The organism is Streptomyces sp. NPDC002690 (assembly GCF_053592415.1).
Window position 1 is genome coordinate 1 of sequence record NZ_JBSFVR010000014.1, and the last position, 26,877, is coordinate 26,877.

Consider the following 26,877-nt stretch of genomic DNA (forward strand, 5'->3'; position numbering starts at 1 on the left):
CGGTCAGCACCCCGCCCAGGATCGCGCCGGTCGTGAACCCCGCCGACATCAACGCCCCGTTCAGGCCGAGTGCCTTCTGCCGCAGCGGTCCCTCGGGGAACGAGGTCGTCAGCAGCGAGAGCCCCGCCGGTGTCACCGCGGCCGTCGCCAGCCCCTGGAACACCCTTGCCACGATGAGCATTTCGGGACTCTGGGCCAGCCCGCCCACCAGGGAGGACAGCCCCAGTACGGCCAGGCCCACCAGGAACAGCCGCCGCCGGCCGAACAGGTCCGCGATCCGCCCGAACAGCAGGGTGAACCCGGCCGCGGCCAGTGCGAAGGAGGTCGCGATCCACTGGAGACCCGACAGCGAGAAGCCCAGCCCGTCGCCGATCACCGGCAACGCCACGTTCAGGATCGAGAAGTCCACCGCCAGCATGAATTGGGCGACCAGCAACACCACCAGGACGAGGCGCAGCCGTCCGTCCAGACGGACCGGCGCCTCCCCCACCCGTACCTCTTCGGCAACAGCCATCACGCACATCCCTCCGTCGCGGACCACCGGTCCGGTCGTCCTGGGAGGTGACTCTGGTACGGCGCACGGGAGTTACCCAGTCCACTGTCCTTGCTGGCGTCGCGGAAGGTATCACCGGCAGGGCCACCTTCGAGGCCCCGCAACGACCGCCGGACCGGCACACTGGGACGCATGGACACTCCCACGGCTCTGGGCGAATTCCTCCGCAACCGCCGCGCGCGGCTCCAGCCGGAGGACGTCGGCCTGCCGAATTACGGCACCCGCAGGCGGGTTCCGGGGCTGCGGCGCGAGGAGCTCGCCCTGCTGGCCGGGGTGAGCATCACGTACTACACGCACCTGGAGCAGGGGCAGAGCGCCAACGCCTCGGACAGCGTCCTCGACGCCCTGGCCCGCGCCCTGCGCCTCACCCCGGACGAGCACGCCCATCTGCGTGACCTCGCCCGCCCGCCGAAGGCGAAGCGTGCCGCGCCGCACCGCCCGGAGTACGTACGCGCCACCACCCGGCGGCTGATCGACTCGATGCCGCGGGTGCCCGCCGTGGTGCTGGACGGGCGCAACGACGTCCTGGCCTGGAACGCGCTGGGCCACGCCCTGCTCGCCGGCCACGTGGACGTGACGAGCCCGGACACCCCGGCGAACCGCCCCAACCTCACCCGGATGCTGTTCCTCGACCCGCTCACCCGCGAGCTGTACACCGACTGGACGAAGGAGGCGCGGGTGGCCTTGGCCGCGATGCGCCTGGTCGCGGGCCGCAACCCCCAGGACGCGGCGCTCGCGGAGCTCATCGGTTCACTCATGCTGCAGAGCCCCGACTTCGAGGGCCTGTGGTCCAAGCACCCGGTGCGGGACTGCACCGTGGGCACCAAGGCGCTGCACCATCCGGTGGTGGGCCCGATGACGCTGGACTTCGAGAACCTCCACCTCGCCGACAACACCGGCCACCGGATGCTGCTCTACACCGCCCCCGAGGGCTCTCCCTCCGACGCGGCACTGAGCCTGCTGTCGAGCCTGACGGAGGAGGCGGCACGGGCCCGGAGCACGGAGCCGCGAGCGGGCGCGGCGGACGCGGGCGCGGACGGATGGCGGTAGCCGTGCGCACCCTGGCGGGAGACGCGGTCCCGCCCCTGCGGCCCCTGAGGTGACGTGGCGCTCCCGGCCGCCGGGCCCCCTGTCCGGTAATCGCCACCCTGACTGTTCGTCACCGTACGATCTCTGATAGTTGTGTCCCCGGGGTACGGGCGTCGGCCCGTAGCGGGGCCTCATGTGCTCCGCGAGGGAGGATGCACATGAGCAGCACCACGCGCGAAGAGGTCCTCGCCGGGGAGCAGAAGGCCGTCGACCACGCGTACGACTGCTACACCACGCGGCTCGCCGAGATGAGCGGCACCTCGGCCGCCACCGCGTCGGCGAGCGGCAAGGACGGCGTCGCCAACCGGATGGACGCCGAGGCGCGGGCCGAGGCGTACGGCGGCCTGGGGGACGAGGCGCTCGTCTTCTCCCGGGTCGACGCCCCGGAGGAACCGGGGGGCGCGGCCCGTCCCTGGTACATCGGGCGGCGCGGCGTACGGGACACCTCGGGCGATCCGGTCGTGCTGCTCTGGACCAGCGCGCTGGCGAAGAAGTGGGCGGACGCGCGGCCGGAGAACCCGGGAGAGGTGGAGCTCCGGCGCCAACTTCGGTGCGTGCGGCAGGTGGTGGAGGACTACTTCGACGACATCGCCCCGGATTCCGCCGACGGCCCCGTGCCGGAACCCACCGGCGTCCCCGGGCAGCGGGACCGGCGGGCCGACCCGGCGTACGAGGGCCCGGGGTACGAGGACCCCGCGTACGAGGGCCCCGCGTACGACGAACCGGCGAGCGGTGACCCCGCGACCGGCGAAGGTGCGCCCGAGGAGACACCGCTCGCGGAGGCGCCGCCCACGGAGGAGCCCCGCGACGAACCGGCCCCGCCGGACGCCGCACCGCACGTCCCGCACGCCCCGCACCTTCCCCACCTCCCCGCCCCCCGGCGGAGACTGCGCGTCCCGTCCGCCACGCCCGGCGACCTCGCGCGGGCCCAGCGGCGCAAGCCCTCGCAGCCGGACGAGTTCCTGCTCCGCGAGCTCCAGCGCTCGCGCGGCGGCCGGATGCGGGACATCGTCGAGACCATCCGCCGCGACCAGATGGACCTGGTCACCGGGTCGCCCTCGGACATCCTGGTCGTGCAGGGCGGGCCCGGTACCGGTAAGTCGGCGGTCGGCCTGCACCGGGTGACCTGGCTCGTCAGCAACGAGCACTTCAACGCCCGGGACATCCTCGTCATCGGCCCCCACCAGCGCTTCCTGGAGTACGTCGGCCAGGTCCTGCCGACCCTCGGCACCCGGGACGTCAACGCCGTTCAGCTCTCCCGTCTCTGGGACGGCGAACTCCTCGGCACCGATACCCCGCAGGCCCGCGCGGTGAAGTCCGACGAACGCATGGCGGCCGTGCTGCGGCGGCGTGTCGAGCACGAGTGCCGCCCCGACGCGATCGACGGCCAGCTCACCCCGCCGTCCTTCGAGGGCGACGAACCCGCGTTCACCGTCACCGCCGGCAGTGCGACCCTGCGGATCGGCGGTTCCGAGGTCCACGCCCTGCTCGCCGAGGCGCGGAGCGGCGAGGCCGCCTACCGCGAGCGCCGTGACCGTTTCCGCAGCCTGATCGTGGACCGGCTGCTGCGGGAGCTCACCGCCATCGCCCCGCGCCGGGGTGCGGACGGCACGATCCGCCGCAGCCTGGAACGCCACCGCCGGGTGGAGCGCCTCATCGACCGCGTCTGGCCCTCGCCGGGTGCCCGCGAGTCGTTGCGTACCCTCTACGACTCGCCCGAGCTGCTCCGCGCCTGCGCCGAGGACGTGCTGAGCGAGGACGAGCGGCGCGCGCTCCATCGCCCCCGCGCGGCACGCGCCGACGGTGACCCGTGGACCCTGGACGACCGGGTCTGCCTGGAGGAACTCCGGTACCTCATCGCCGGGGAGATCCCGCGCCGCTACGGCCACATCGTCGTGGACGAGGCCCAGGACCTCACCCCGATGCAGGCCCGCGCCCTGCGCCGGCGGGTCGCCCGGGGCGGTTCGATGACGGTGCTCGGTGACCTCGCGCAGGCCACAGGACCGGTGCCGTACTCCGCCTGGGACCGCCTCGGCACACTCCTCTCCGACCACGGCGACTGGCGGGTCGCGGAGTTGAACACCAGCTACCGCGTGCCCGCCGAGATCATGGAGTTCGTCGCCCCGCTGGCCCGCGTGGTCGCCCCTTCGCTGCCGTACCCGCGCGCCGTGCGCGAGGCGGGCGCGGACGCGGTACGCACCCTGTCGACCGAGCCCTGGAAGCTGCTGGACGACACGGTGGCCCAGGTGACCCGCCTGGTGGGCACCAACGACGGCCGTACCCTGCGGTCGGTCGCCGTCATCGTCCCCGACGACTCGCGCTGGCTGGAGGAGATCGGCGCCCGGCTCGACGGAAGCCCCGAGATCGCCGGGCCGGGCCGCGAGGCGGTGTCCGTACTGGCCGCCGCCCAGGCCAAGGGCATGGAGTACGACCACGTCCTGGTCCTCGAACCGGCCACCATCGCCGACACCGGCCCGGCCGGGCTGCGGCAGCTCTACATCGCCCTGACCCGTAGCACCCAGAGCCTCACCGTGCTGCACACCTCACCGCTCCCGGAGGCCCTCACGCGCACCGACGACGGCACCGGCGCCGCATCGGTACCGGGCACACCGGCACCAGTACCGGGCGCTCCGGTCCCGGCCGCGCCTCCGGTCCCCACGGCACCGGAGGCCGACGCCCCCGAGATCGGCTCCGACATCCGGGTACGGGTCCTGGGCCCCGGCCCGGGAGGCCGCTACCGGGTCAAGGCGCTCGCTCCGGCCGTTGACCAGCCGCTCGTCCTGACCGTGCGCCACGGCTCCGCGCCGCCTCGCCCCGGCCAGGAGCTGGACACCTGGGTCTTCGCCAACGAGACCAACCACAGCGTGCTCACCGCCGACGAACGGGGCCGCCTGCCCATCTCGCCCAGGATGGCGGACCGTTACGTGGGAGCCGTCACGGTTCTCGCCGAACTGCTGACCTCAGCGGATGACTTGGAGTCCGTACCGGACGCCAGGGCCCGCTTGTCCGAGCTCCAGGGCATGGCCAACCGCATCCTCCGCCGCGACCAGGCGGACTGGGTGGACGTACGGCGCGTCCTCGGCTCGCCGGACCGGGAGCGACTGGGGATGCTGCGCGACCTCGCGGCGGGCACCAACCGCGCCCTCAAGGACGACTCCCTGGACGCCGCCCAGCTCTCGGCCGAACTGACCGCCTCCGGCTGGCTGGACGCCCTCGCCGAAGCGCTGGAGACCCTCCGTACGCGCGGCGCGGGGGCGGCCGATGCCGAGGCCGGTACCGAAGAGCCCACCGCCGAGCCCGCTGCCGAGCCCGCCGAGCCCGCCGCCGAGCCCGCCGTACCCGCGTCGGCGTCCCGATCCGAACTGCCTCCCCGGAAGGAAAGCGCCCCCGTGACCACCGTGCCGATCACCACCGAAGACGCTCCCGCCGCGCCCGCGCCGGCCCCCCAAGAGGGCTTCCTGCAGGCGTTGGTGACCTCGGCAGCCGCCGACCGCACCGACAAGAAGCACGAGGCGGTCCGTCACCTGCTCATGTCCGCCCTCCTCTGGGCGGACATCCAGCCGACCGAGTCCGAGGTCGTCGACGTCAGCTGCGTCACCGACCGGGGTCTCTTCCTCTACGAGGTTCTCGGCGCCGGCCGTGCCGGGTACGAGGACCTCCGCTCCGGAGCGACCCGCATCCTGGAGATCAACCACACCCTGCCCGCCCCGGCCGCCGCCCGCTACCTGGTCCTCTGCGAACCGCCCACCGACAACTGGTCCGCCGACACCGTCCGCGACATCTTCGGCGTCCACGTCCTCTGGCGCACCCCCGACGGCTGGGGCGGCGAGGACACCGCGACCGCCCTGGGCTCCTTCGGCGCGTAGAGGGCGCGTTTCGAAAGTAGCGCCGTCCGCCCGGAGGGCGGGTCCGGCGTCCGTGCGAGCGTGCGTGCCGGGTCGCCGCGCGCCACGAGCCCCGGGTACGCCCCTGCGCGGACGGCCCTGGGCTACGGGCCTACGCGAACGGCCCCACGCGCAGGATCATGAGCAGCATCATGACCGCGCAGAACCCGCCGCCCACGATCCTCAGCACGTACCCGGTGCGATTGTGCGGGTTGCACTCCCCGTACCGGCCGTACCCGCTTTTCCTGAACACCGGCTCCCCGGGCTCGAATTGAGGCATGGCACAACGGTACGGCGGCGCGCGACGGGCGGGTGGGCGCACGTCCCGGCAGTCAGGAACCCTCGTTCGTCGCCCGCCCTCACCCCCGGGACGCTCCCGGTCCGGGCAGGCCCGGCGGACAGCCCTTCCCCCGGAGGAGCAACGTACCGTGACCGGCCCGACGTATGGCCGTTCTACCGGTAGCCAGGTTTTCGGTATGCGACGAACCGCTCATCCCCCGATGACGGCGCCGACGCGAGGTGGGAGTGAATACGTGCGACAGAAATGCTGCGACCGTTGCGAGTTGGTCATCGGACTGGGCTGCTCCTGCCCGCCCGACGGTTCCCCGCCGAGGGAGCGCCCGGTCGCCTCGCCCCGGCAGGAGTGGCGGACCTTCCCCGCGGACACGATCCTCATCTCTCCCCGACGGTACGCGCACCTTCCCGGAGCCTGCGCCCACCTGACCGAGGAGTTGGTGACCGCCCCGCGCTGGGGCTGGATCCCCGCCCCGCCGGACGGGCTCTGGGACCGGTTGGGCACCGGTTGCCCGGCGACCGCGACCGAGGGCAACACGGACCGGCAGGCGATCCGGCGGTGCGAGGAGTGCGCGGCCGCGGTGGGGTGAGCGGCGCCTCCCGGGGGCCCGGCGGCGGACTTCAGCGCCCCGCGTCCGGCGCCACGTACACCCGCAGTCCTGCCACCCGGTGCGGGTCCCAGGACCGGGCGTAGCCAGGTGCTCGCCCGCCCGGTGCCACGAGCACGGCGGTGGGCAGTCGCTCGGCGGTCCGCCGGATGCCTGCCGTCGTGGTGTTGGCGTCGTGTCCGCCGGCCGCCGCCGAGGAGCAGCCCGCGTAGAACGCGATCGGGACGTACTCCTTGCCGGTGATGAGGCAGGGCGGCCGGACGCCGAGCCGGTGCAACCCGTCGGCGACGGCGGCCCACTCCTGTCGGGCGGCCGTCGTGCGGCGCACGGTGTTGTGCAGCACCACGAGCTGCGCGGTCAGGTGCCCGGCCAGTACGAGGACCAGCAGGGTCACGGTCAGCGGCCGGCCCGTCCGGCCGGGCGCCCGTACCGCGTGCACCACGAGTCCGGCGACCGGAACGGCGAGCAGCGCGTAGGCGGGCATCAGGAAGCGGGGGGCCGCGTAGCCGATCAGGAAGAGGTACGGGAAGGCCGCCGAGGCGGCGCAGGCCAGCGGTACGAGCGTGACGGCCGGGCGCCCCGCGCGGACGGCGGCCCTGACCGCGAGGGCGGTGAGCAGCGGCAGGGCGAACCACCAGAGCGTCTCCGGTACGGGCGGCACGGCACCGGCGCAGGGACGGCACAGGGTGCGTCCGCCGAGTGCGCGCAACTGGTCCACCACCGCGAAGTTCCAGCCGAGGCCGCCCTGGATACGGGACGCGTCGGCCAGGCGCTGCGCGAGCCCACCGTAGGCGGCGTACGCCTCGACCACCCACTCTGCCGCCCCGGCCGCCAGCCCGCCGCCCAGCGCCACCAGCAGGGCCGGGCGACGCCACTGCCGTACGCACACCAGCAGAACGAGCAGCGGCAGGACCGCCCACACCGCGTCCATGGGGCGCATCCCGGCCATCAGCGCGGCGCTCAGGCCGATGCCCCAGAGGGCCGCGCGGTCGGAGCGGTCCGCGCGGGCGCGCAGGAAGCAGCCCGCACCGGCCAGGGCGCCGACGGCGACCCAGTAATTGGGCATCGCCTGCGGACCGTAGAAGAGCGTCACCCACAGGGTGGCGAACAGGGCGCCCGCGGTCGCGCGCACCCGGGAGGGGAGGACACCCCGCCAGGCGCGGAGCGCGACGAGGAGGCCGAGGCCGGACAGGACGGCCAGGTAGACCCTGAGTGCCTCGGTCGACGACGACCAGGCGGCGACCGGCGCCACCAGCAGCGGGACGCCTCGGGCCCGCGGGGCACTGAAGAACGAGGCGGGGGCGTGGCCCGCGACCTGGCTGACGTAGACCGACTCGTCCCAGCCGAGGCCCATCCCGGGCCGTACGAGCAGGAGTTGGGCCAGCGTGAAGGCGCCGGCCACGACGGCTACCGCCACCTCGCCCCGGTGCGGGCGGAGCCACCGTTCGAAGCGGGCGGCACGAGCTCCGGCCGGAGGAGCCAGCCCGGCCTCCAGGACCGGGCCGGGCAACGGGGCCGGCCCGACCGGCGGGGCGGTTCCGCTCGGGCCGGTCGATGCGACCCTCGCACTGCCGGTGGTCCCGGGACCGTTGCTCATCGCTCTCCTCTTGACCCTGCGGGCTGTAGGTTCCGGCGCGACCTCCGAAACCACCTGAATCCGCCCGAGAATCCCCCACCCGCCGCGGGGATTCCGCCGCGGCCGACGCGGGTCCGCGGGGAACAGCCGAAAGGCGTAACGCTGTTCCGGTCGTCAGCTCGGCCCCACCGCGCATCGGCCCCGGCCCCTCTCCGTCCGGGGTCGCTCCGCGTCACGTGTGCGCTTCTCGTACCGGGGACCACCCGGATCCGCCGGGCCGGCCCACCGTGACCACCCGGGTCACCTCTCCCCGACCGCCCTGAAGGCCGTCCAAGATCCCCAAAGACGCGTATCCCCGGAACGTCCAGCACGCCACCCGCTACACTGGCGGCGGCGAACCGGTCTTCACCGTCCGATCGCCGACCTGTCCGAAGGTGTCAGGAGCGGTCCCGCGTGCGGCGCCGTCCCGGGTACATCCAACGACAGATCCCCGCCTTCGTAGCTCAGGGGATAGAGCACCACTCTCCTAAAGTGGGTGTCGCAGGTTCGAATCCTGCCGGGGGCACAGCATCAGCCAGGCGCTTTCTGATAAAGGGCCAGGTCAGGGCATACGCCCGGCCTGGCCCTTCTTCGTGCCCTCCCGCGCTGGTCACGCTCTCCCCCGCTCCCTCCCGCTCTGAGTACGTGAGCGCGTTCCCGAATCTTCCCCAGATGATCACGCGAAAGCCGCAAGCGGGGGCCGAGCGCGGAGAAGGGGTCCCCCGCTGAAGCGGAGGGCCGCCGCGCGCCTAGGGCGTGTGTCGACGGCGGCAGACGGCGGGGGCGCGTCGAGCACCTGGTACAGCATCGAGGGAGACGCCCGCCGAACCGTGCACGCCGGGCCGCCCGGAGGGTGGGCGTACGCGTCAGGGCGGGCGCCGCGGTCTCATCGACCTGAACGTCCACCCCCGGTGGGTCGCCCGTGCGGTCAGGGGTGGGTCATTCGCGGACCTGGGCGTCCACGGCCGGACGCGGGTCCGCGCTGTCCTCGCCCAGGGCCGCGAGGAGGCGCAGCGCGTCCTGGGCTGCGCTGTCTGGTGCGGCGGACAGCACCAGCAGTTCCATGCCCGAGTCGCCCGGCAGTGCGAAGTTCTCCTGGTGGAGTTCCAGCAGTCCGACCAGCGGGTGCCGGTACGCCTTGCGCCCGTGTGTGCGGGCGGACACCTCCGCGCGGGCCCAGAGGCGGCGGAAGCGCTCGCTACCCATCGACAACTCGCCGATGAGGGAGGCAAGTCGGGGATCGTCGGGGTATTCGCCTGCGGCCAGGCGCAGGTGCCCGACCACGTCGAGGGTGCAGCCGTCCCAGTCCGCGTAGAGGCCGCGCTCCGCCTCCTCCAGGAAGATGTGCCGGGCGGTGTTCAGGCCGGGTATGTCCCGGCCGAAGAGGAGGCCGGCGAGGCGGTTCCCGGCGAGCACGTCCAGGCGGTGGTTCATGATCAGTGCGGGTGCGTCGGTGACCAGATCGAGGACGCGCAGCAGCTCCGGCCGGACCCGCCCGCCCGGCGCCTTCGCGCGGGGGCGGCGCTTCTGGGCGAGCCGGCAGAGGTGGTCGCGTTCGGTCTCGTCGAGGCCGAGGACGCGGGCGAGCGCGTCGAGGACCTGCCCGGAGGGTCGGGTGGCGCGGCCCTGCTCCAGGCGTACGTAGTAGTCGACGCTGACGCCGGACAGGTGCGCGACCTCTTCGCGGCGCAGCCCCTCGACCCGGCGGCGGCTGTCGGTGGGGATACCGGCGGCGGCCGGATCGACCCGGGAACGCCGGGTCCTCAAGAAGCCCGCGAGATCGTCCATGGGCCCCAGTATGGCTTTCGTGACGCGCGTGAAGGTGGTCCTGCCGATACCAGGAAGTCCGGTCCGACGGAGCGGGCGCCCCTGAACACCTGCCGCCGCGGCGTCCAGGATCGAAGGCGCCCGGTCGGAAGCATCCGGTCGGGGGCAACCGGTCCGAAGGAGTTCCCCATGAACACGCTGATCGTCTACGCCCACCCGGAGCCGAAGTCGCTCAACAGCTCGCTGAAGGACCTTGCGGTGTCCACGTTGGAGGGTGCCGGGCACGAGGTCCGGGTGAGCGATCTGTACGCGATGAACTGGAAGGCGGTCGTGGACGCCGCGGACTACGGCCCCCATGCCTCCACTCCGCTGAAGGTCGCTGCGGACTCGGGGCGGGCCTTCGAGGCCGGGTCGCTCACCCCGGACGTCCTCGCCGAGCAGGAGAAGCTGCTGTGGGCCGACACGATCATCTTCCAGTTCCCGCTGTGGTGGTACACGATGCCCGCGATCCTCAAGGGCTGGGTGGACCGGGTGTTCACGTACCGGTTCGCGTACGGCGTCGGCGCGCACAACGAGACCCAGTACGGTGAGCGTTTCGGTGAAGGCACCCTGGCGGGCAAGCGGGCGCTGCTGTCGGTGACCGCGGGAGGCTCGGAGTCGCACTACTCCGCGCGGGGCATCAACGGCCCCATCGACGATCTGCTGTTCCCGATCCAGCACGGCATCCTCTACCACCCGGGCGTCGACGTGCTGCCGCCGTTCGTGCTGTACGGCATCGACCGGATGACCGCCGAGGAGTACGAGGACATCGCCAAGGGCTGGGAACAGCGCCTGCTCACCCTGGAGTCGACCGAGCCGATCGCGTTCCGGCGGCAGAACTTCGGCGACTACGAGATCCCCTCGCTGCAGTTGAAAGAAGGGCTGGAGCCCGCAGGCCGCACGGGTTTCGGGCTGCACGTGCGCGGCTGACCTCCGCCTCGCCATGTCCGTCCCGTTCGACTTCTCGTTGCCGCTGTTCACCCGGTTCGACGGGGCCCGGCACGCGGATGAGGCTACCTCTCCACTTCCGCGAGCAACTCCCCGATCACCCGCCGGGCGTTGGCCGCCATGACCGGGTTCGTCGTGCGGTAGTGGGCGAGTTCGGGCAGCGCGACGGAGAGCGCCCAGCCGCGCGCCCGCCGCCAGGTCGCCGCGTCGGCGTCCAGTGCGGTACGGAACCGGGGGCGGGCGTCGGCGGGGAGCAGGTACCAGGCGGCGATCAGGTCGAGCGCCGGGTCGGCGAGGCCCATGCAGCCGAAGTCGATGACGGCGCCCAGCCCGCCCTCCTTGATGAGGATGTTGCCGGGCTGGAGGTCCCCGTGGGACCAGACCCCCGGCCCGTCCGGCGCGGGGGCCGACAGGGCCGCCTCCCACACGGCGATGGCGGTGTCCGCGCCCCGGCCGTCACCCGAGATCTCGCCCAAGACCCCGCGCAGACCCTCTGCCGTCCTGCGGGTGTCGGCGTCCCGGGCGACCAGGGCTTCACAGCGGTACGCGGGCGGAGCTCCGGCCGAGTCGACGCGGCGCAGCGCGGAGATGAACTGGGCAAGATCAGAGGCTAGTTCGCCACTGGGATGTGTATCGCCCGCACACGGGCCGTGTTCGCCGTTCTCAGGTCCCAACCACCCGGCCAGCGGCTCTCCTTCGAGCCAGCGGCATACCGACCAGGACCACGGGTAGCCCTCCCCCGGACTCCCCTGGGCGAGCGGGGCGGGGATCGGGACGGGAAGGTGCTCGGCGAGGCGGGGAAGCCATTGGTGCTCCTTCTCCGCGTCCCGCGCGCCTCCCTCCCCGAGCGGGAGCCGTACCGCCATCGCTCCCCCGAGCCGGTAGACGGCGTTCACCGTGCCGTGGGCGCCGGTCCGGTGGACGGGGAGCCCGGCCCACTGCGGGAACTGCGCGGCGACCAGGGCCCGTACAAGATTTTCGTCACAGAGCATGAGCCGATCGAATCGGCCGGGCGGTGCCGCCGCAACCGTATTCCGTGCCGGGCCCCGACGGCCGCCCGAACCCCTGCCACCTGCGGAAACCCGCAGCGTCGAGGGCGTCCGGAAGCAGCTGCGGAAAACCGTTGGGCCCGGGGCCCTACGTGCCGCACCCTCGTGCACATGAACGAGCGAAGTGAGCGCCCCGACCGCGACGACCGACGCCCCGTCCTCGTGCTGCCGCCCCGGCTCACCGCGTCCGCCCGGTCGCTGGCCGCCGCGGCGGTGCGGCGCGGGCTGCGGACCGTGGAGCCGGGCGGCACCGGAATAGCGCAGGCGCTGCGGGAGTCGGCGTACGGCATCGCGCACCTGCACGCCGGGCCCGGCTTCGCCGACGCGGTGGCACCGGTACTCGGGATCGCCCTGCTGGAGGCCCCGGCCGACTGGCTCGCGAGGCTGCCGATCGGCTTCACACGGCGGGAGATCCGGTCGATGCCGATCCGCGAGGCGTACGGGCTGCGCAGGCCGGTGTTCGTGAAGTCGCCCAACGACAAGAGCATCCCGGCCCTCGTGTACACGGACGGCTCCCGGCTGCCCGGCCCGGACGCGATCGAGCCGGAGACGCCGGTGCTGGTCAGCGAGGTGCTGACGTACGTCTGCGAGTACCGGCTGTACGTCCTCGACGGGGCCGTGCACACCGCGAGCCGGTACGCCGAGCGCGGGCGCCTCCTGCTCGCGGAGCCGTCGCCGGACGCCCTCGCCTTCGGCGCGGACCTGCTGGCCGCCCAGGCGGACTCGCTGCCGTCCGCGATCGTGGTGGACGTCGGGCAGGACGCGGACGGAGACTGGAGCGTGATCGAGGCGAACGCCGCCTGGGCGAGCGGCTGCTACGCCGCCGATCCGGAGCGGGCGCTGGACGTCGTGCTCCGGGCGGCCGGCCCCGCCGCGTCCCTGGACGCCGCCCACGACCAGGCCTTCGTACGGCCCGGAGCGGTACGGCCCGGAGCAGCGGCACGCCCTTGAGCGGCCCCGTCCGGAGCACCGGCGCGCTGAAGGCTGCCCCTCACCACCTCGTCGGCAGGCTGCCGAGGAACGGGGCGAGCCGGTCGGCGATCGTCCGGTCGTCGCGAGCCGAGGTGTGCCGGTCGCACCCGAGGAAGTCCAAGCCCGACTGATCGAGGAACCAGTAGTGCACCCCGCTGTCGCCGGCGTCGTTGCACGCCTCGACCACCTGCCGCACGTGCTCGGCGTTCACGTCGAAGCCGACGGCCACGAGGTGGGTGCCCACTCCGTAGAGCGTCCGCAGCTTCCGCAGGAACTCGACGTAGGAGGCGTGGAAGGCGGCCGCGAGGCTGTCGGGCGTCCACTGCTCACCGGGGGTGAGGCCGGAGAAGTCGTTGGAGCCGAGGTTGACCACCACGATCCGGGGGCGCCACGTCCCCGGGTTCTGCCAGACGTCGCCGTCCACGTTCAGCAGGGCGCGGTCGTAGTAGGTCCGGTACGTGAGGTCCGGGCAGATACCGGCGACGTTGCGCACCATGCCGAAGCCGGAGAAGCCGTTGATCTGGTAATCGGCGTCCAGTCGCCGGGCGGTGAGGGCGCCGTGGCTCACGTCGGCGTTGGTGCTCCGCCTGAGCTGCTCCGGATCGCAGTCGCGGGTGCCCGAGACATTGCCGTAGCCCACCGTGATGGAGTCGCCGATGAACTCGATCTGGCGTTCCCGAGGCGCGGGCTTGCTCAGTACGGCGCCCCCGGGCGCGGCGACGAAGCCTCCGAACGTGCTGGTGTCCCCCGGGGTGTCGTTGCGCTTGACGACCCGGACCGTGTGCTCGCCGTCCCGCAGGCCGTTGATCCAGTGCTTGGTGGCACCGGGTGTGACCAGGGTGGCCAGGGTGGTTCCGTCGATCTGGACGTCGTAGTCGGCGGCCGGGCAGTCGAGCACGACCCCGACTCCGGTCCCACGGAAGCGGCCCTCGAAGTACACCCCGGGCCAGCTGAACTGCACGGTCGCGCCGAGGTCCTTGACGCGCCCTGCGGTGTGCGCCTGTTCCAAGACGTTCGGTAAAGCGTGTTGCCGTTGCGGGCCGGACGGAGCCGCCGGTGCCGGGTCCGCCGGTGCCGGGTCCGCCGGTGCCGGGTCGCTGTCCTGGACGGTCATCCGCGTGCCACCTCCCCGGCCCTGTCGCGTCTCGGTGGTCACGGCCGAAGGTCCGGCATCGCGCTCCTGGATGTCAACCACATTTCGATCGACCGGGGCCGGTCGGGGAGCTCTGCACGCCCGTTGACCACGGAGCCCCCGCCCGGACCGGCTCTCCGCGCCGGGCACGGGGTGCCGCAGGTCAGCGCATTTCCTCCGGGCACGGGGTGCCGGGGCTGAAACGGTACGGCGCGGCCAGCTTGTAGACGCCCGCCTTGGGGGCGATCAGTTCGGTCCACTGGTCCCCGTGGGTCTCCTCGTCGACCGCCAGGAGACACCCGTTGACGTTGTCGAAGGTCTTCGGAGCGTCGCCGTCGTCCTTGGTGCGCTCCTTGGACTCCTCCGTCTCCTGCGGGCGGTCCAGGCCGTGGCCCTCCTCGTCGACGAGGGAGAGCCAGCGCGTGTAGGGCACCCGGATGAGGACGCGGCCCGCCTCCGGGACCCGGAGCGTGATCTCGTCGGCCTCGAAGTTCAGGACGGTGGTGGGCAGGTCGGCGAGCGGCGTGGGGTCCTCGACCCGGTACAGCTTCCAGTTCGCGTCGGCCCAGATCTGTTCCAGGTACGGCAGGCCCTCGCCGACCAGGGCGGCTTCCTGGGCGGCCCCACTGTCCGGGTCGCCCTTGGGCAGTACGACGTAGTGGACGGCCCAGCGGTCGAGCCACTCGCGGTAGTTGGTGCCGTCGAGGGTGTCGTCGTAGAAGAGGGGGTTGCGCTTCATGTCGGCCTGGCGGTTCCAGCCCCGGGCGAGGTTGACGTACGGCGCGAGGGCGGAGGCCTCACGGTGGCTGCTCGCGGGGACGACCTCGATCCGGCCCTTGGTCGCGCCGACCACTTGGAGCTGGTTGACCAGCGGCGCCAGCTCGCGCGCCCAGGAGGCGGTGGGCGCGGTGCGGACGATGTCGGCGACGCTCTTGAAGCCGATCCAGAAGTTGAGGCCGACGATGGCGATCACCAGGGCGTACCAGCGGCGGGTGCGCGGCACCGTGAACGGCAGCGCGGCCAACAGCACGACTCCGGCGAAGAGCATCGCCATGCGCGTGATGTTGGACCCGATCTGGGAGTCCACGAAGTAGGTGGCGAGCGTGCCGAGGCCGTAGACGGCGGACGCCGTGCGGACCGTCTTCCACTCGCGGGGCACGAGCACGAAGACGAACAACGCGAAGAGGAACGGCAGCGACAGCGTGCCCACCGACATCGGCTGGGTGCCGGAGAAGGGGAAAAGCCACGAGGAGAGGCCGACCACCGCCACCGGGGGCAGCCCGATGGCGTACGCGCCGGGGCGCCGCTTGTGCAGGAAGAGCGCGGCGGCCACCACGCCCAGGAACAGGCCGGCGACCGGGCTGGAGGCGGTGGCGAGCCCGGCGAGCGGGGCCGCGACGGCCGCCTTCGCCCAGCGCCGGTACCGCCAGCGGTACGGCCAGCAGAACACCGCGGCGACGGACCCGAGCGCGAACATCATGCCGAGCCCGAACGTCACCCGCCCCGACAGTGCGTTGCACAGGTACGCGAAGACCCCGGCGAGCGAGCAGACGAGCGGGTTCCGCACAGCCTTGACCCGCACCAGGATCAGCGCGGTCAGCCCGGCGGAGACGGTGCCCGCGAGCATCATCGTCGAGCGGACGCCGATGAGGGACATCAGGTACGGCGAGACCACGCTGTACGAGACGGGGTGCATGCCCCCGTACCAGGCGAGGTTGTACGCGGTGCCGGGGTGCTGGCCGACGAACTCGGCCCAGGCGTCCTGCGCCGCGATGTCTCCGCCGCTGTTGGCGAAGAAGAAGAACCAGAGGACGTGTGTGACGGCGGCGGCGGCCGTCGCGATCGTGACGGGGTGGCGCGTCAGCCGGCGGAGCAACGTGCCCGGGGCAGCGTCCGAGGCCGCGTCCGGGGCCGTGTCCGAGGCCGTGTCCGAGGCCGTGTCCGGGCACTCGCGCGAGCCGTCGCGCGCCGTACTGTCCGCGGTGGCCGCGTCGTCCTCGGCGGCCGTGTCGTCCGCGCTGCCCTCGGTGGCCGCGTGTGATTCGGGTTCCGGGGCCGTCGCATCCGGGGTGCGCTGGGTCGGCAGCAGGTCCGCAGGCGCTACGAGGTCGGGCGGCACGACGAGATCCGCCGGAGTGACGGGTCCCGCGGGACCCGTCGCGCCACCGGTCCCGGGGCTGTCGGTGCCCCCCGGCTTCCGGTCTCTCCCACTGTCCGCCTCGCGGCCGGGCCTCGGCTCCGCGGTGGTCACTACGGCTCTCCCCGTCATCCGCCGGCCCGGTGCGTCCCCGGCGACCGCCGTCCTGCGGGACGCGCCCCGCGCCCGCCCGCCGCCCCAGCCGTCCGGCCCGCTCGGCCTTTCCGGCCTTCCGGCTGCTCGGTCTGTTCGTCTGTTCGGTCTGTTCCGGGACGCTAACACGTACCAAGCGGACGGAAGAGGGACGGGGGGTACCGGATCGGTACCCCCCGTCCCTCTTCCCGCAGGCCGGACCGGCCGTCAGCCGATCCGGGAAAGCTTGGCCCCGATACCGGGCTCGCTCAGGTCCTGGGCCAGGGCGACCGGCACCTTCACCTGGCTGGTGCCCTCGCCGACCGTCAGCGTGCCGACCCGGGTTCCGGCCGCCGCCTCGTGCGGCACGGTCTTGCCGTCGTCGGTGAGTTCCAGCTTGACCGTGAGCCCGCCCCAGCCGACCGCCTTGACGTCCTTGGTGGCCACGACCTGCGTGGTGGTGCCGAGCCCGTCGTCGACGACCCCGACGACCTGGCCCTTCTTCACGATCGTGGCGCCCTTGAGGGCGTCCTCGGTCGCCAGCATGACGGTCTTGCTGACCCGGTTGACCTCGTCGATGATCGACACGCTGTCGTACTGGCCGAGGATCGCGCCGACGATCAGCTGGTCGGTCCCGTCGATCATCTTGTGGGCCGCGAAGAGCAGGTTGCCGCCCGCCTTGGTGGTGGAGCCGGTCTTGATGCCGAGCGCCCCGTTGAAGGGGACCAGGTGGTTGTAGTTGGGCCAGAGCTTGCCGGTGGGGTCCGTCCAGCTCGGCAGGATGGTGATCTCCATCAGCGCCGGGATCTCGACCAGCTTCTCCCCGAGCTTCACCAGGTCCTCCGCGGTACTCACGGTGGTGGCGTTGAGGCCGGAGGGATCGGTGTACGTGGTGTTCGTCATCCCGAGCTCCTTGGCGGTGGCGTTCATCTTCTCGACGAACGCCGCCTCCGAGCCCGCGTCCCACCGGGCCAGCAGCCGCGCGATGTTGTTGGCCGAAGGGATCATGATCGCGGAGAGGGCGTCGCGCTGGGTCAGCACGTTCCCCTCCTTGACGGTGTCCAGCGTGGACTCGCCCTCGGAGGAGAGCTTGCCGTCCGACTCGCCCTTCGCGTCGACCTTGATCGACGCCCCGTCCTCACCCTTCTTCATCGGGTGGTCCTTGAGCACGATGTACGCGGTCATGGCCTTCGCCACACTCGCGATCGGCACCGGCTTCTGCTTTCCGAACGAGCCGACCTTGCCCAGGCCGGTCGCCGCCATGTACCCCTGGCCCTGGTCCGGCCACGAGAGGTCGGGGGTGGCGCCGTCGAAGGTGTACGTCGGCGTCGTCGTGACCGCGAGCGTGGGGTCCGGCAGCGGCCTGAACATCTGTACGACTGCAAACACGATCAGCAGCAGGACGACGAGCGGCGTCCAGATCTTGACCCGCCGGACCGCCGTACGCACCGGGGTCTCCCTCGGCGGCGGGGTGTTCGTCAGCTCGGCGAGCAGGTCCAGCGGCGGCTTCGGAGGCAGCGGCAGCGACCGGGTCCGGTCGGGCTCGCCCTCGGCGGGCGTGCCGAGGGCCGGCGTGACCGTGGGACCGACGACCGGACCCTGCGGATCGGGCCGACGCGGCGCGGGCGCCGACCGTACGTCGTCCGAGCGCAGCGGTACGAAGGTGCTGGTGCGCTCCGAGGTGCTCTCGGCCTCCGGGTCGGGCTTCGGGTCGGACTTCGGGTCGGACTTCGGGTCGGGCTTCGGGTCAGGCTTCGGCTCGGAGCCCTCGCCGGTCTCCCGCTTCGGGTCCTGCTTCGGGTCCTGCTTCACCAGGGCTTCGCGCTTGGGGATCTTCAGCGCGGTGGTGGGCTGGTCGAGCCGGGGGCGGACCGACTTGAACACGGCGGTGGGCTGGTCGACACCGGTGCCGCCCGCGTCCTCCTCGTCGGTCTCCGCCTCGCTGTCGACGTCGACGTCGGCGTCGCCGCCGGTCGCCGCCTCGGCGGGCTCGGCGGAAGGTCCGGTGCCCGTGGGCGCCGACGCCGGTTCGGTGGGCGTGGCCTCCTCACGGGTACGGGGCACCTGGGCGCCGGCCGTCGCCACCTCGGCCTTCTCGGCCTTCTCGGGCTTCTCGGGCTTCTTCCCGGCCTCGGGCTCCGCGTCCTCGGCGGACTCCGTGGCGCCCTCGGACTTCTGGTCCTCGGCGGACTTCTGGTCCTCGGTGGGCTTCCCGGCCTCGGCGGGGCTGTCGTCCTTGCCGACCCAGGCGGCGACCGCACGGCGAAGCCGCGTGTCGCCCTCGCCCTCGCCCTCGCCCTCGCTTTCGGCGGAGTCGCTCGCGGCAGCGTCGCCCGAGGCCTCCCCGGTGACCTCCGGAGCCTCGTCGTCGGCCGAGTCCGTACCGGCGGCAGGGGCGCTCGGGGAGCGCTCCTGCGCGCCGGAGGCGCCCGACGGTGCGGAATCGGCCCCAGAGGGCTCTGTGGGGCCTTCAGGGGCCTCTGCCGCCCCGCCCTCGGCCCCGGTGGCGTCCGCCGTCGCGTCGGCTTCCGGAGCCGCCGCGCCGTCCGCGTCCCCGTCGTCGGCGGCGGACTCGGCCTCGGTCCTGACCTCGGAGTCGGCTTCGGTCCCGGCTTCGGTACTGGCTTCGTCCGCCGACGGGACCGGAACCCGGAAGCGGAACACCGTGGTGGCGGAGTCCTGCCCCGCACCGGCCTCCGACTCCTCGACGGCCTCCGGCTCCGCGTCCGGCTCCGTGCCCGGCTCCGCGTCCGTGTCCGGCTCCGCGGGGGTGCCGGACGCGGGGGTGTTGGACGTGCCGTCCGCGGGGGAAGCGCCGTCCGTCCCGGAACCGGGATCGCCGTCCGCCGCGTCACCGACTGTGTCGTCGCTCGGTCCGGCGGGTTCACGGAACACGGAGAGCCTGGGGTCGTGTTCCTCCGGAGCTGTCCCCGAGAACTTCCGCTGCTCCGACTTGCCGGGGGACTCGCCCGCCACCAATGCCTCCTCTTAAAGCCGCGGGGACTGCCCCCGCTGTCCGAACCGTGTACCAGTGTCCTGTGTGAACCCTGGCTTCAGCTGCTAGACGAGAACGACATACCTACTGGTTCCCGTACAAAGCTGGCAGGCGCTCTCGACAGACAGTTGTGAGAGGGGTCACCCTGTCACTCATCCACGCGGGGAGGCATGGATGGGCAGGAGCCGCAGAACAATTCCGGAAGAGCTTTTGTTGCTCGCTCTGGACCCGACCACGGGTACCACGGCGCAGCCGCAGTCGCTCGACCTCGGCCTCGCCGGAGCACAGCTAGTGGAGCTGGCTCTGGCAGGTCGGATAGCCCCTGACGGGGATCGTATCGCCGTGGTGATGCCACGGCCGACTGGAGATCCGACACTGGACTCCGCACTGGAACTGCTGCGCAGACGCGGCAGCCCGGTACGGGCGGTCCACTGGATCGGCGGACCCCGATTGGGGCTCCGTCAGGTCTATCTCGCTCATCTGGAGCGGTGCGGCATGGTGCATGCCGTGGCGGGCCAGATGTGCGGAGTGCTGCCGACGACTCGCTACCAGGCGACGGACACGGCGGTCAGCCGGGACATCAGATCCCGGCTGGACAGTGCGATCCGCACCGGCGTACCGCCGGACCCGCGGACCGCGGCGCTTGCCGCGCTGGCCCACGCGGTCGGACTCGGTAAGCACCTGTACCCGGGGAACGAGGGGCGTTCATCACGCTCCCGCCTCCGGGACCTGATCAGGCACGACCCGATGGGCGGTCTCGTGGCGCATGCCGTGATGGACGTCCAGAGCGGCGCGGGCGCACAGCCCCGCCGCAACCAGCAGGCAGCGGGAGTGCCGTTGCAGCCGCAAGCACGTCGCGGCAGCATGGCGCAGAGCGCCGTCGGCTGAACGCTGCGAGCTTGACGCAGTGAGCTGAACGGCGGTGCGCCGCGCGGGACATCCGTGCTGCGCACCGTTTCGAAGGCCCGTGCGGGAGACCGCGCGGTCAATCCCATACCGCCGTGCCGACGTCCACGAAGACCCGGTTCGGGAGCCGCACCACACGCGGGGCAGCCGGTCTTCCGGCTGCCCCGCGTGCTTGCGTTCCCCGTTTCCCAGCGAAGCGAGGGCCAAGGGTGGCAATCTGCTGAGAAGTAGATACGCACAGCAACACAGCCGGAGGTGCCGTTTCCGTGCCGTCCACCGTCAATCCCACCGTCAGGCGACGTCGGCTGGGCCAGGAATTGCGCCGCCTGCGCGAGCAAAAGGGCATGACCGCCGAAGAGGTGGCCGACCGCCTGCTGGTCTCCCAGTCGAAGATCAGCCGGCTGGAGAACGGCCGCCGTTCCATCAGCCAGCGTGACGTCCGAGACCTCTGCGGGGTCTACGAGGTCGAGGACCACCGCATCGTCGACTCCCTCATGCAGATGGCGAAGGACTCGCGCCAGCAGGGCTGGTGGCACGCGTTCGGCGACATCCCGTACAGCGTCTACATCGGCCTGGAGACCGACGCCGAGTCGTTGCGCGGATACGAACCGCAGGTCATCCCGGGCCTGCTCCAGACGCGGGCCTACTCCGAGGCGCTGATCACCGGCGCCCTCCCGGAGGCACCGTCGGCCGACATCGAGAAGAGGGTGAACGTCCGGGCCCGGCGCCAGGACCGGATCAACGACCCCGAACGGCCGTTGCGGCTGTGGGTCGTCATAGACGAATCGGCGTTGCACCGCACGGTCGGCAGCAAGCACGTGATGATCGAGCAGCTGGAGCACCTCGTCGCCTGCTCGAAGCTGCCGCACGTGACGGTGCAGGTGCTGCCGTTCGAGATGGGCGCGCATCCAGGCATCAACGGGCAGTACGCCATCCTGGAGTTCCCCGACACGGCCGACTCCAGCGTGGTCTACATCGAGGGCGTCACCAGCGACCTCTATCTGGAGAAGGCGAACGACGTGCAGCGGTACAGCGTCATGTACGAGCACCTCCGGGCCCAGGCGCTCAACGTCGAGCAGAGCCGGCAGTTCATCGGCGAGGTCGCGAAGAAGTACACCGACTGAGCGGACGAAGCGGGTCAACTCCCCTGATCACAGGGGCGTGAACCGGTCACCCCGCTATAGCGGGTCATGTGCGACATGCAGCAAAGTGACGTGAGGGGCGACGGCACGATACACCGTCGCCACCTCACCAGGTAAGAGTTCATTGGCAATTGCCATCCGGTCGAGTGAACGGCATCTTCAGCCGAGGGAGTTGGCGAGTAGCGTCGATCACGCCAGCTGAAAGCAGTCTGGTGCGAGGCTCACGATCAACTCATCGAAACCGGAGTGAACATGGCTATCTTCCAGGGTGCTACGGACATGTGGACCAAGTCGTCGTACTCCGGCGGCAACGGCGCCTGTGTCGAGGTCAAGTCCCCTGTCGCGCTCTCCATCGCGGTCCGCGACTCGAAGGTGACCGAGGGCCCCTCGATCACCTTCGTGCCCGGCGCTTGGAACGCGTTCGTGCGGGACGTCGCGGAGCGCACGCTCGACGTCTGAGACCGGTGAGTTCTCCGGTCCGCTCCCGTGCCGCCCACCCAGCCCTCTCGACCGGCCCGCCGTCCTGGCCGAGAGGGTTCGGCGTCACCCGCTCCGTACGGAGCGCTCGAACAGGGTGAACCGAGCGGCACGCGCGCATCACCGGTGCGCCGCACGGCGACCCGGGGCGTTCACGCACCCCGGCCGCACGGAACGGCGTGAGGACATCGCCGCACGGTTACGACCGTCGGCACACTCGGGCGGGAACCGGCCGCCGCTCCGGCTCTGCTCCGGCTCTGCCGGATGTCGACCGACCAAGTTCCCCCCTCCTCGACCGCACGGGACCCGCATCCCGTGCGGTCTTGCCGTTCGTACGCCGGCGAAGCTTCGCGGCGACGGTGCGAATGCGAACTGCGGCCGACAGCAAGGCCGTTGACGCCCGACCGGAGCCGGTACGCCCCCTCGGGCGGTAGGACCCCGAGCGGCACGCCCCCTCGGGCGGTACGACCCTTCGGCCGGTACGCACCCGCGCCGCCTGCGCCCGCCCGCGTCGTCCGCGTCGCGCGCGACGCCTGCGTTCAATGGTTCGGACAGCCTGACGAAGTGCCCGCCCATCGTGTGGCCCTCCTCACTTCCGCACAACGGGCCACTGGGTCAAGAACAAGTAAAACTGTTCGGAGTGCTGATCTGCGTTCACATTCATGACCGCCTATCCCTTGACCCCACCCTCAGGGAAGCGGTTCAATCCCCCAAGTCCCCGTAACCCGCGCGGGGTACCGCTGAACGGCCGTACTGACGAAGAGCGTTCCCGTTCACAAGGCGGACCCCTGGAGGGGTACATGAACAGTCTCGACTGGACCGTACTCATCGGATACTTCGGTGTGATGGTCGCGATCGGACTCTGGTCGCACAAGCGCGTGGACACCGTCGGCGACTTCTTCACGGCCGGCGGAAAGATGCCGTGGTGGCTGTCCGGCATCTCGCACCACATGTCGGGGTACAGCGCGGTGATGTTCACCGGCTACGCCGGCATCGCCTACACGTACGGGGTCACTTCCTTCGTCACGTGGTCGCTCCCGATCGCCATCGGCATCTTCATCGGCGCGAAGCTCTTCGCTCCCCGGCTCAACCGGCTGCGCTCGCGGCTGCGGGTCGCCTCGCCGCTGGAGTACCTGAAGAACCGCTACAACGTGGAGACCCAGCAGGCTCTCGCCTGGTCCGGTCTGCTGCTGAAGATCGTGGACGTCGGCGCAAAGTGGGCCGCCATCGCCACCCTGCTCTCCGTCTTCACCGGGCTCACCATCACCCAGGGCATCCTCATCACCGGTGTGGTGACCGCCATTTACTGCACGGTCGGCGGGCTGTGGGCCGACGCGCTCACCGAGCTGGGGCAGTTCGTCATCCAGCTCTGCGCCGGACTCGCGATGCTGATCGCCGTGATGGGCAAGCTGGACGGCTTCTCCACCCTGTGGACGGTCTGGGACAAGCTCCCCGACGGTCACGCCGACCCGACCGCCGGTCCGTACACGGTGACGTTCCTGCTGGCGTTCCTCTTCATCAAGACGTTCGAGTACAACGGCGGTATGTGGAACCAGGCACAGCGGTACATGGCCACCGACTCGGCGCACTCCGCGACGCGTTCGGCCCGCCTCTCCGCCGCCCTGTGGTTCGTCTGGCCCGTCGTGCTGTTCTTCCCGATGTGGTGCGCACCGCTGCTCGTCCACGCGCAGAAGCCGGACGCCTCGGACAGCTACGCCCTGATGACCGAACAGCTGCTGCCGCACGGCCTGTTGGGCCTGGTGATCGTCGGCTTCTTCTCGCACACGATGGCCATGTGCTCCTCGGACGCCAACGCCATCGCCGCCGTCTTCACCCGTGACATCGCGCCGACCCTCTCCAAGGCGGCGCGCGGCTGGAACGAGCGCGTCGGTCTGATCGCGGCCCGCTGGACCACGATCACCTTCCTCGCGCTGTCGATGGCGGTCGCCACGCAGGTCAGCTCTCCGACCTTCAAGGACATCATCACCGTCGTCATCAAGTGGGTCGCCGGACTGATGGGCCCGATCGCCATCCCGTTCATGCTCGGCCTGCTGCGTACGTTCCGGAAGTCCGGGCCGACCGCGGCGCTGACCAGCTGGGCGATGGGGCTGCTCGCGTTCTGGCTGGTCAACTACCCGATCAACTGGGCCGTGGACGGCGGTGTCCCGCTCCAGTACCAGGTCTCGGTGCCGCTCGCGGTGTCGCTGATCCTGTACATCGTGATCGGCTTCGTGAAGCCGGAGGACACCCCCGAGCGTGACGCGGTGCTCGCCCGCATCAACGAGGACGGCGACGACGGTTCGGCCGCCGCGTCCCTCCCCGCCCAGGGCGGCCCGGCCACGGACGCCGCCCCGGTCCGGGACTGACACCCCCCGCCCCGGCGCTTCGGGGCACGCGGCGCCGGGACACGCACGTACGCGCGCGGGCCGGTGGTTCCCCGGCGGCGGCCGAAAGGCGGTCGCCGCCGGGAACCACCGGCCCGCGCCCGATACGGGGACCCGCAGGCGATACGGCGGCCCTCAAGGTGCGGCGAACCAGCAGGAGGCGAAGAGCTCCCACGGGTCGTCGCGCTTGCGCATCTCGGCGTCGATGCGGCGCAGCGCGGCCTCCCGGGGAATGCCCCACGGGACGACCCATTCACCCTCCCGGGCACTCATGTCGCCGACCTGGACCCCGGAGTCGATCATGTCCCCGATCAGTCGCAAGGTGAGCATCCGGACCGCTTCCTCGCTCGATCCGGCCGGTACGAGCGACTCCGCCGCATCGTGCACGAGGAAGAGGTAGACCGAGGAGGTCCGGCAGTAGCGGAGGAGGTAGTCCAGCTCCTCGGCGTACTCCCGAGCGCTGCCGCCATGGCGGGTCATGTCGCCGCCACCCGGCATACCACCGCCAGCGCCTCGCGCACCGCTCCCGGGATGTCCGTCACCGGGAAGCGCGCGTGGCGCACCACGCGTTCGCGGTCCACGACCAGCACCGCCCGCTTCAGCCGCAGGGCCTGCCCGGCGCGGAACACCGGGAGCCGCAGGGCGGCGGCGAGGCGCAGGTCGACGTCCGAGAGCAGGGAGAAGGGGACTCCCTCCTCGACAGCGAACATCCTCTGTTCGTCGGGGCGTTGGGTGCTCACGCCGCGCACCTCGGCGCCGGCCGAGCGGAATTCGTCGTACGCGTCCCGGAACAGCCGGTTCTCCAGGGTGCATCCGACCGTTCCGGGGATGTCCGACCAGCCCTCCGGCAGCGAGCCCGGGCTACCGGTCGCCGGGTAGCAGAACAGGACGGTGGCCGCGGTCCCGGCCACCGGGTCCAGCGGTTCGCCGTCCCGGTGTCCGGGCAGTTCGAGCCCGGGCAGCCGCTCGCCCACCAGGCTCTCCACCCGCCGGGCCTCCGCGCTCTCCTCGTCGGCGGTGCCGTTCAACGAGCCGTCGCCCAGCAGCCATCGGTCCGCCCAGTCCTGCATGGAGAGCAGCACGGGCAGCAGCCCTCGCCCGCGTTCCGTCAGCCGGTATTCGTACCGCACCGGGCCGCTCTGGTAGGGAACCTTCTCCAGGATCTCCGCGTCCACCAGGTGCGCGAGGCGCTCGGCGAGCACCTTCCGGGAGATCCCCAGCTCCTTCTGGAGCGTGTCGAACCGGTGGTGCCCGCGCGCCGCTTCCCGCAGCAGGAGCAGGCTCCACCAGTCGCCGACCACCGCCGCCGCCTGCGCGATCGCGCAGGCGGCGTCGCGCTCGGGCACCGCCTTGACCATGGTTCTCCTACCTCCCGGACAGCGTGTCCGGCTTTGGGTCCATCTTGCGCCATCGGGTCAGTTCCGGATAGAAACTCACTCGGACCGAGTGAGTTCCGATAAGAGACCCACAGGGGGCGGCGCTGAATGAGCGAGACGAGAACGGTTCCGAAGGCCGAGCGCGGCGGCCCCGCACCCGCGGGGCCTGCCAAGGCCGTGTTCTGGCGCTACTGGGCCGCCTCCACGGTCAGTGACGCGGGCACCGCCGTCACCACCCTCGCGCTGCCGCTGGTCGCGCTCACGGTCCTCGACTCCTCGGCGCTCCAGGTCACCCTGCTCGCCGCCGCCGGACAGATCTCCTGGCTGTTGCTCAGCCTCCCGGCCGGAGTGGTCGCCCAGCGCGTTCCGCTCCGCCGCCTCCAGGTCACTCTCGACCTCGTGCGGTTCCTCGCCGTCGGATCCCTTCCGCTCGCCTGGTGGCTCGACCGGCTCAGCTACCCGCACCTGCTGCTCGCGGCACTGGTCACCGGCGCCGCGACGGTGCTCTTCGACATCGGCAACTCGACGTTCCTGCCCGCGGTCGTCCCGGCCCGCCAACTCGCCGACCGCAACAGTCTGGTATCCGGCACGCGCGCCGTCACCGAGACGGGAGGGCCGTCCGGGGGAGGTCTGCTGGTGCATGCGGCGGGCCCGGTCGGCGCGCTCCTCGTGGACGCGGCGAGCTATCTGCTCTCCGCCCTGCTGCTGCGTACGCTCCCCGAGCGCCGCCCCACCGCGACCGCCGGAAGCGGCACGTTCCGGCTGATCCGTGAGGGCTGGACGTACGTGACGCGGCACCCGGTGATGCGGCCCTGCATGATCTGGGCGACCGCCACCAACTTCGCCTGCGCCGCCCTGGTGGCCCTCACGCCCCTCTACCTGGTCCGTGAGGCCGGACTCACGCCCGTACAGCTCGGCCTGGTGCTGGCGACGGACGGGATCGGCGCGCTCGCCGGATCGGCCGTGGCGGTCCGGCTGACCCGCCGGGCCGGTACCGCTCGGGGGCTCGTCGTCACTTCGCTGGCCGGCGGCGTCGCCACCCTGCTCGTTCCGCTGACCACGTCCGCCGCGGACGCGTACTGGTTCGCGCTGGGCAACGCGGGATTCGCCTTCGGTGTCGTCATCGGGTCGATCACCACGCGCACCCACCGCCAGACCGAGTCCCCGCCCGAGCTCCTTTCCCGCGTCATGGCCACCGTCCGCTTCGTCTCCTGGGGCGTCCAGCCGCTCGGTGCCCTCTTCGCCGGTCTGCTCGCCACGTACGCCGGAACCCACGCGGCCCTGTGGACGGTGTGCGCCACGGCGCTGCTGCCGGCGCTGTACCTGCTCTCGGTCCCGTTGGGCCGCCGCAGGGACCTCGTCTGAGGTTCCCGGCGCG

20 protein-coding genes and 1 tRNA gene are annotated in these 26,877 nt (G+C 71.8%); 11 read left to right on the forward strand and 10 right to left on the reverse strand.

The genetic code is table 11. From position 1 onward, the window contains the following. Window positions 1–514: MFS transporter (locus ACWD3D_RS03675; RefSeq protein WP_451459285.1), on the reverse strand; the 514-nt coding region annotated here is incomplete at its 3' end. 171 nt (window positions 515–685) lie between these two features. Between ACWD3D_RS03675 and ACWD3D_RS03680 the strand changes: the two genes are divergently transcribed. Both ACWD3D_RS03680 and ACWD3D_RS03685 read left to right on the forward strand, forming a co-directional pair. After that, window positions 686–1,603 (forward strand): helix-turn-helix domain-containing protein, encoded by a 918-nt coding sequence (locus tag ACWD3D_RS03680; RefSeq protein ID WP_451459286.1) that lies wholly within the window; start codon window positions 686–688, stop codon window positions 1,601–1,603. Between the two features lie 197 nt (window positions 1,604–1,800). Further along, complete coding sequence (locus ACWD3D_RS03685) at window positions 1,801–5,508, forward strand: ATP-dependent DNA helicase (protein ID WP_451459287.1); 3,708 nt, start codon at window positions 1,801–1,803, stop codon at window positions 5,506–5,508. A 130-nt stretch (window positions 5,509–5,638) separates the two neighbouring features. Here the strand turns inward: ACWD3D_RS03685 and ACWD3D_RS03690 are convergent, their stop codons facing one another. Then, on the reverse strand, window positions 5,639–5,806 hold the full coding sequence (locus tag ACWD3D_RS03690) for a hypothetical protein (RefSeq protein WP_451459288.1): 168 nt from the start codon (window positions 5,804–5,806) through the stop codon (window positions 5,639–5,641). A 283-nt stretch (window positions 5,807–6,089) separates the two neighbouring features. Here ACWD3D_RS03690 and ACWD3D_RS03695 point away from each other — a divergent pair, with 283 nt between their 5' ends. After that, complete coding sequence (locus ACWD3D_RS03695; RefSeq protein ID WP_451459289.1) at window positions 6,090–6,410, forward strand: hypothetical protein; 321 nt, start codon at window positions 6,090–6,092, stop codon at window positions 6,408–6,410. Between the two features lie 31 nt (window positions 6,411–6,441). Here ACWD3D_RS03695 and ACWD3D_RS03700 read toward each other — a convergent pair whose 3' ends face one another. Continuing rightward, window positions 6,442–8,025, reverse strand: a complete 1,584-nt coding sequence (locus ACWD3D_RS03700; protein ID WP_451459290.1) for a hypothetical protein — start codon at window positions 8,023–8,025, stop codon at window positions 6,442–6,444. A gap of 471 nt (window positions 8,026–8,496) precedes the next feature. On the opposite strand from ACWD3D_RS03700, the gene ACWD3D_RS03705 reads away from it, so the two are divergent. Continuing rightward, window positions 8,497–8,569: transfer RNA gene (locus tag ACWD3D_RS03705), tRNA-Arg, on the forward strand. 413 nt (window positions 8,570–8,982) lie between these two features. Here the strand turns inward: ACWD3D_RS03705 and ACWD3D_RS03710 are convergent. Beyond that, window positions 8,983–9,831 carry a helix-turn-helix transcriptional regulator gene (locus ACWD3D_RS03710; protein WP_451459291.1) on the reverse strand — a complete coding sequence of 283 codons (849 nt, stop codon included), beginning with the start codon at window positions 9,829–9,831 and terminating at the stop codon, window positions 8,983–8,985. A gap of 168 nt (window positions 9,832–9,999) precedes the next feature. Between ACWD3D_RS03710 and ACWD3D_RS03715 the strand changes: the two genes are divergently transcribed. Then, a complete protein-coding gene (locus ACWD3D_RS03715) occupies window positions 10,000–10,779 on the forward strand; it encodes an NAD(P)H-dependent oxidoreductase (protein WP_451459292.1) in 780 nt (259 codons plus the stop codon). An 83-nt stretch (window positions 10,780–10,862) separates the two neighbouring features. Here ACWD3D_RS03715 and ACWD3D_RS03720 read toward each other — a convergent pair whose 3' ends face one another. Beyond that, on the reverse strand, window positions 10,863–11,789 hold the full coding sequence (locus ACWD3D_RS03720) for an aminoglycoside phosphotransferase family protein (RefSeq protein ID WP_451459293.1): 927 nt from the start codon (window positions 11,787–11,789) through the stop codon (window positions 10,863–10,865). 168 nt (window positions 11,790–11,957) lie between these two features. Between ACWD3D_RS03720 and ACWD3D_RS03725 the strand changes: the two genes are divergently transcribed. Further along, window positions 11,958–12,797 carry an ATP-grasp domain-containing protein gene (locus ACWD3D_RS03725; protein ID WP_451459294.1) on the forward strand — a complete coding sequence of 280 codons (840 nt, stop codon included), beginning with the start codon at window positions 11,958–11,960 and terminating at the stop codon, window positions 12,795–12,797. A gap of 40 nt (window positions 12,798–12,837) precedes the next feature. Here the strand turns inward: ACWD3D_RS03725 and ACWD3D_RS03730 are convergent, their stop codons facing one another. The 3 genes from ACWD3D_RS03730 to ACWD3D_RS03740 form a co-directional block, all read right to left on the reverse strand. Continuing rightward, window positions 12,838–13,827 (reverse strand): GDSL-type esterase/lipase family protein, encoded by a 990-nt coding sequence (locus tag ACWD3D_RS03730; protein WP_451459295.1) that lies wholly within the window; start codon window positions 13,825–13,827, stop codon window positions 12,838–12,840. Window positions 13,828–14,113: 286 nt separating this feature from the next. Then, the gene (locus tag ACWD3D_RS03735) at window positions 14,114–16,201 is read right to left on the reverse strand and encodes an MFS transporter (RefSeq protein WP_451459296.1); all 2,088 of its coding nucleotides are present in this window, start codon (window positions 16,199–16,201) and stop codon (window positions 14,114–14,116) included. Between the two features lie 246 nt (window positions 16,202–16,447). Further along, window positions 16,448–19,195: a serine hydrolase gene (locus ACWD3D_RS03740; protein WP_451459297.1), complete on the reverse strand. Its 2,748-nt coding sequence runs from the start codon at window positions 19,193–19,195 to the stop codon at window positions 16,448–16,450. A gap of 193 nt (window positions 19,196–19,388) precedes the next feature. Here ACWD3D_RS03740 and ACWD3D_RS03745 point away from each other — a divergent pair, with 193 nt between their 5' ends. From ACWD3D_RS03745 to ACWD3D_RS03760, 4 genes are all read left to right on the forward strand, one after another. Further along, window positions 19,389–20,102, forward strand: a complete 714-nt coding sequence (locus ACWD3D_RS03745) for a GOLPH3/VPS74 family protein (protein WP_451459298.1) — start codon at window positions 19,389–19,391, stop codon at window positions 20,100–20,102. Window positions 20,103–20,386: 284 nt separating this feature from the next. Beyond that, window positions 20,387–21,244 (forward strand): helix-turn-helix domain-containing protein, encoded by an 858-nt coding sequence (locus ACWD3D_RS03750; protein ID WP_451459299.1) that lies wholly within the window; start codon window positions 20,387–20,389, stop codon window positions 21,242–21,244. Between the two features lie 270 nt (window positions 21,245–21,514). Continuing rightward, window positions 21,515–21,721, forward strand: a complete 207-nt coding sequence (locus ACWD3D_RS03755) for a DUF397 domain-containing protein (protein ID WP_358758169.1) — start codon at window positions 21,515–21,517, stop codon at window positions 21,719–21,721. A gap of 818 nt (window positions 21,722–22,539) precedes the next feature. After that, complete coding sequence (locus ACWD3D_RS03760; protein WP_451459300.1) at window positions 22,540–24,105, forward strand: sodium:solute symporter family protein; 1,566 nt, start codon at window positions 22,540–22,542, stop codon at window positions 24,103–24,105. A 153-nt stretch (window positions 24,106–24,258) separates the two neighbouring features. Here the strand turns inward: ACWD3D_RS03760 and ACWD3D_RS03765 are convergent, their stop codons facing one another. Both ACWD3D_RS03765 and ACWD3D_RS03770 read right to left on the reverse strand, forming a co-directional pair. Beyond that, window positions 24,259–24,603 carry a hypothetical protein gene (locus ACWD3D_RS03765; protein WP_451459301.1) on the reverse strand — a complete coding sequence of 115 codons (345 nt, stop codon included), beginning with the start codon at window positions 24,601–24,603 and terminating at the stop codon, window positions 24,259–24,261. Beyond that, complete coding sequence (locus tag ACWD3D_RS03770) at window positions 24,600–25,481, reverse strand: winged helix-turn-helix transcriptional regulator (RefSeq protein ID WP_451459302.1); 882 nt, start codon at window positions 25,479–25,481, stop codon at window positions 24,600–24,602. Before ACWD3D_RS03770 ends, ACWD3D_RS03765 begins: the two co-directional genes overlap by 4 nt. 126 nt (window positions 25,482–25,607) lie before the next feature. Between ACWD3D_RS03770 and ACWD3D_RS03775 the strand changes: the two genes are divergently transcribed. Continuing rightward, entirely contained in the window at window positions 25,608–26,864 is a 1,257-nt protein-coding gene (locus ACWD3D_RS03775) for an MFS transporter (protein WP_451459303.1), read from the forward strand. The last annotated feature ends 13 nt before the right edge of the window (window positions 26,865–26,877 follow it).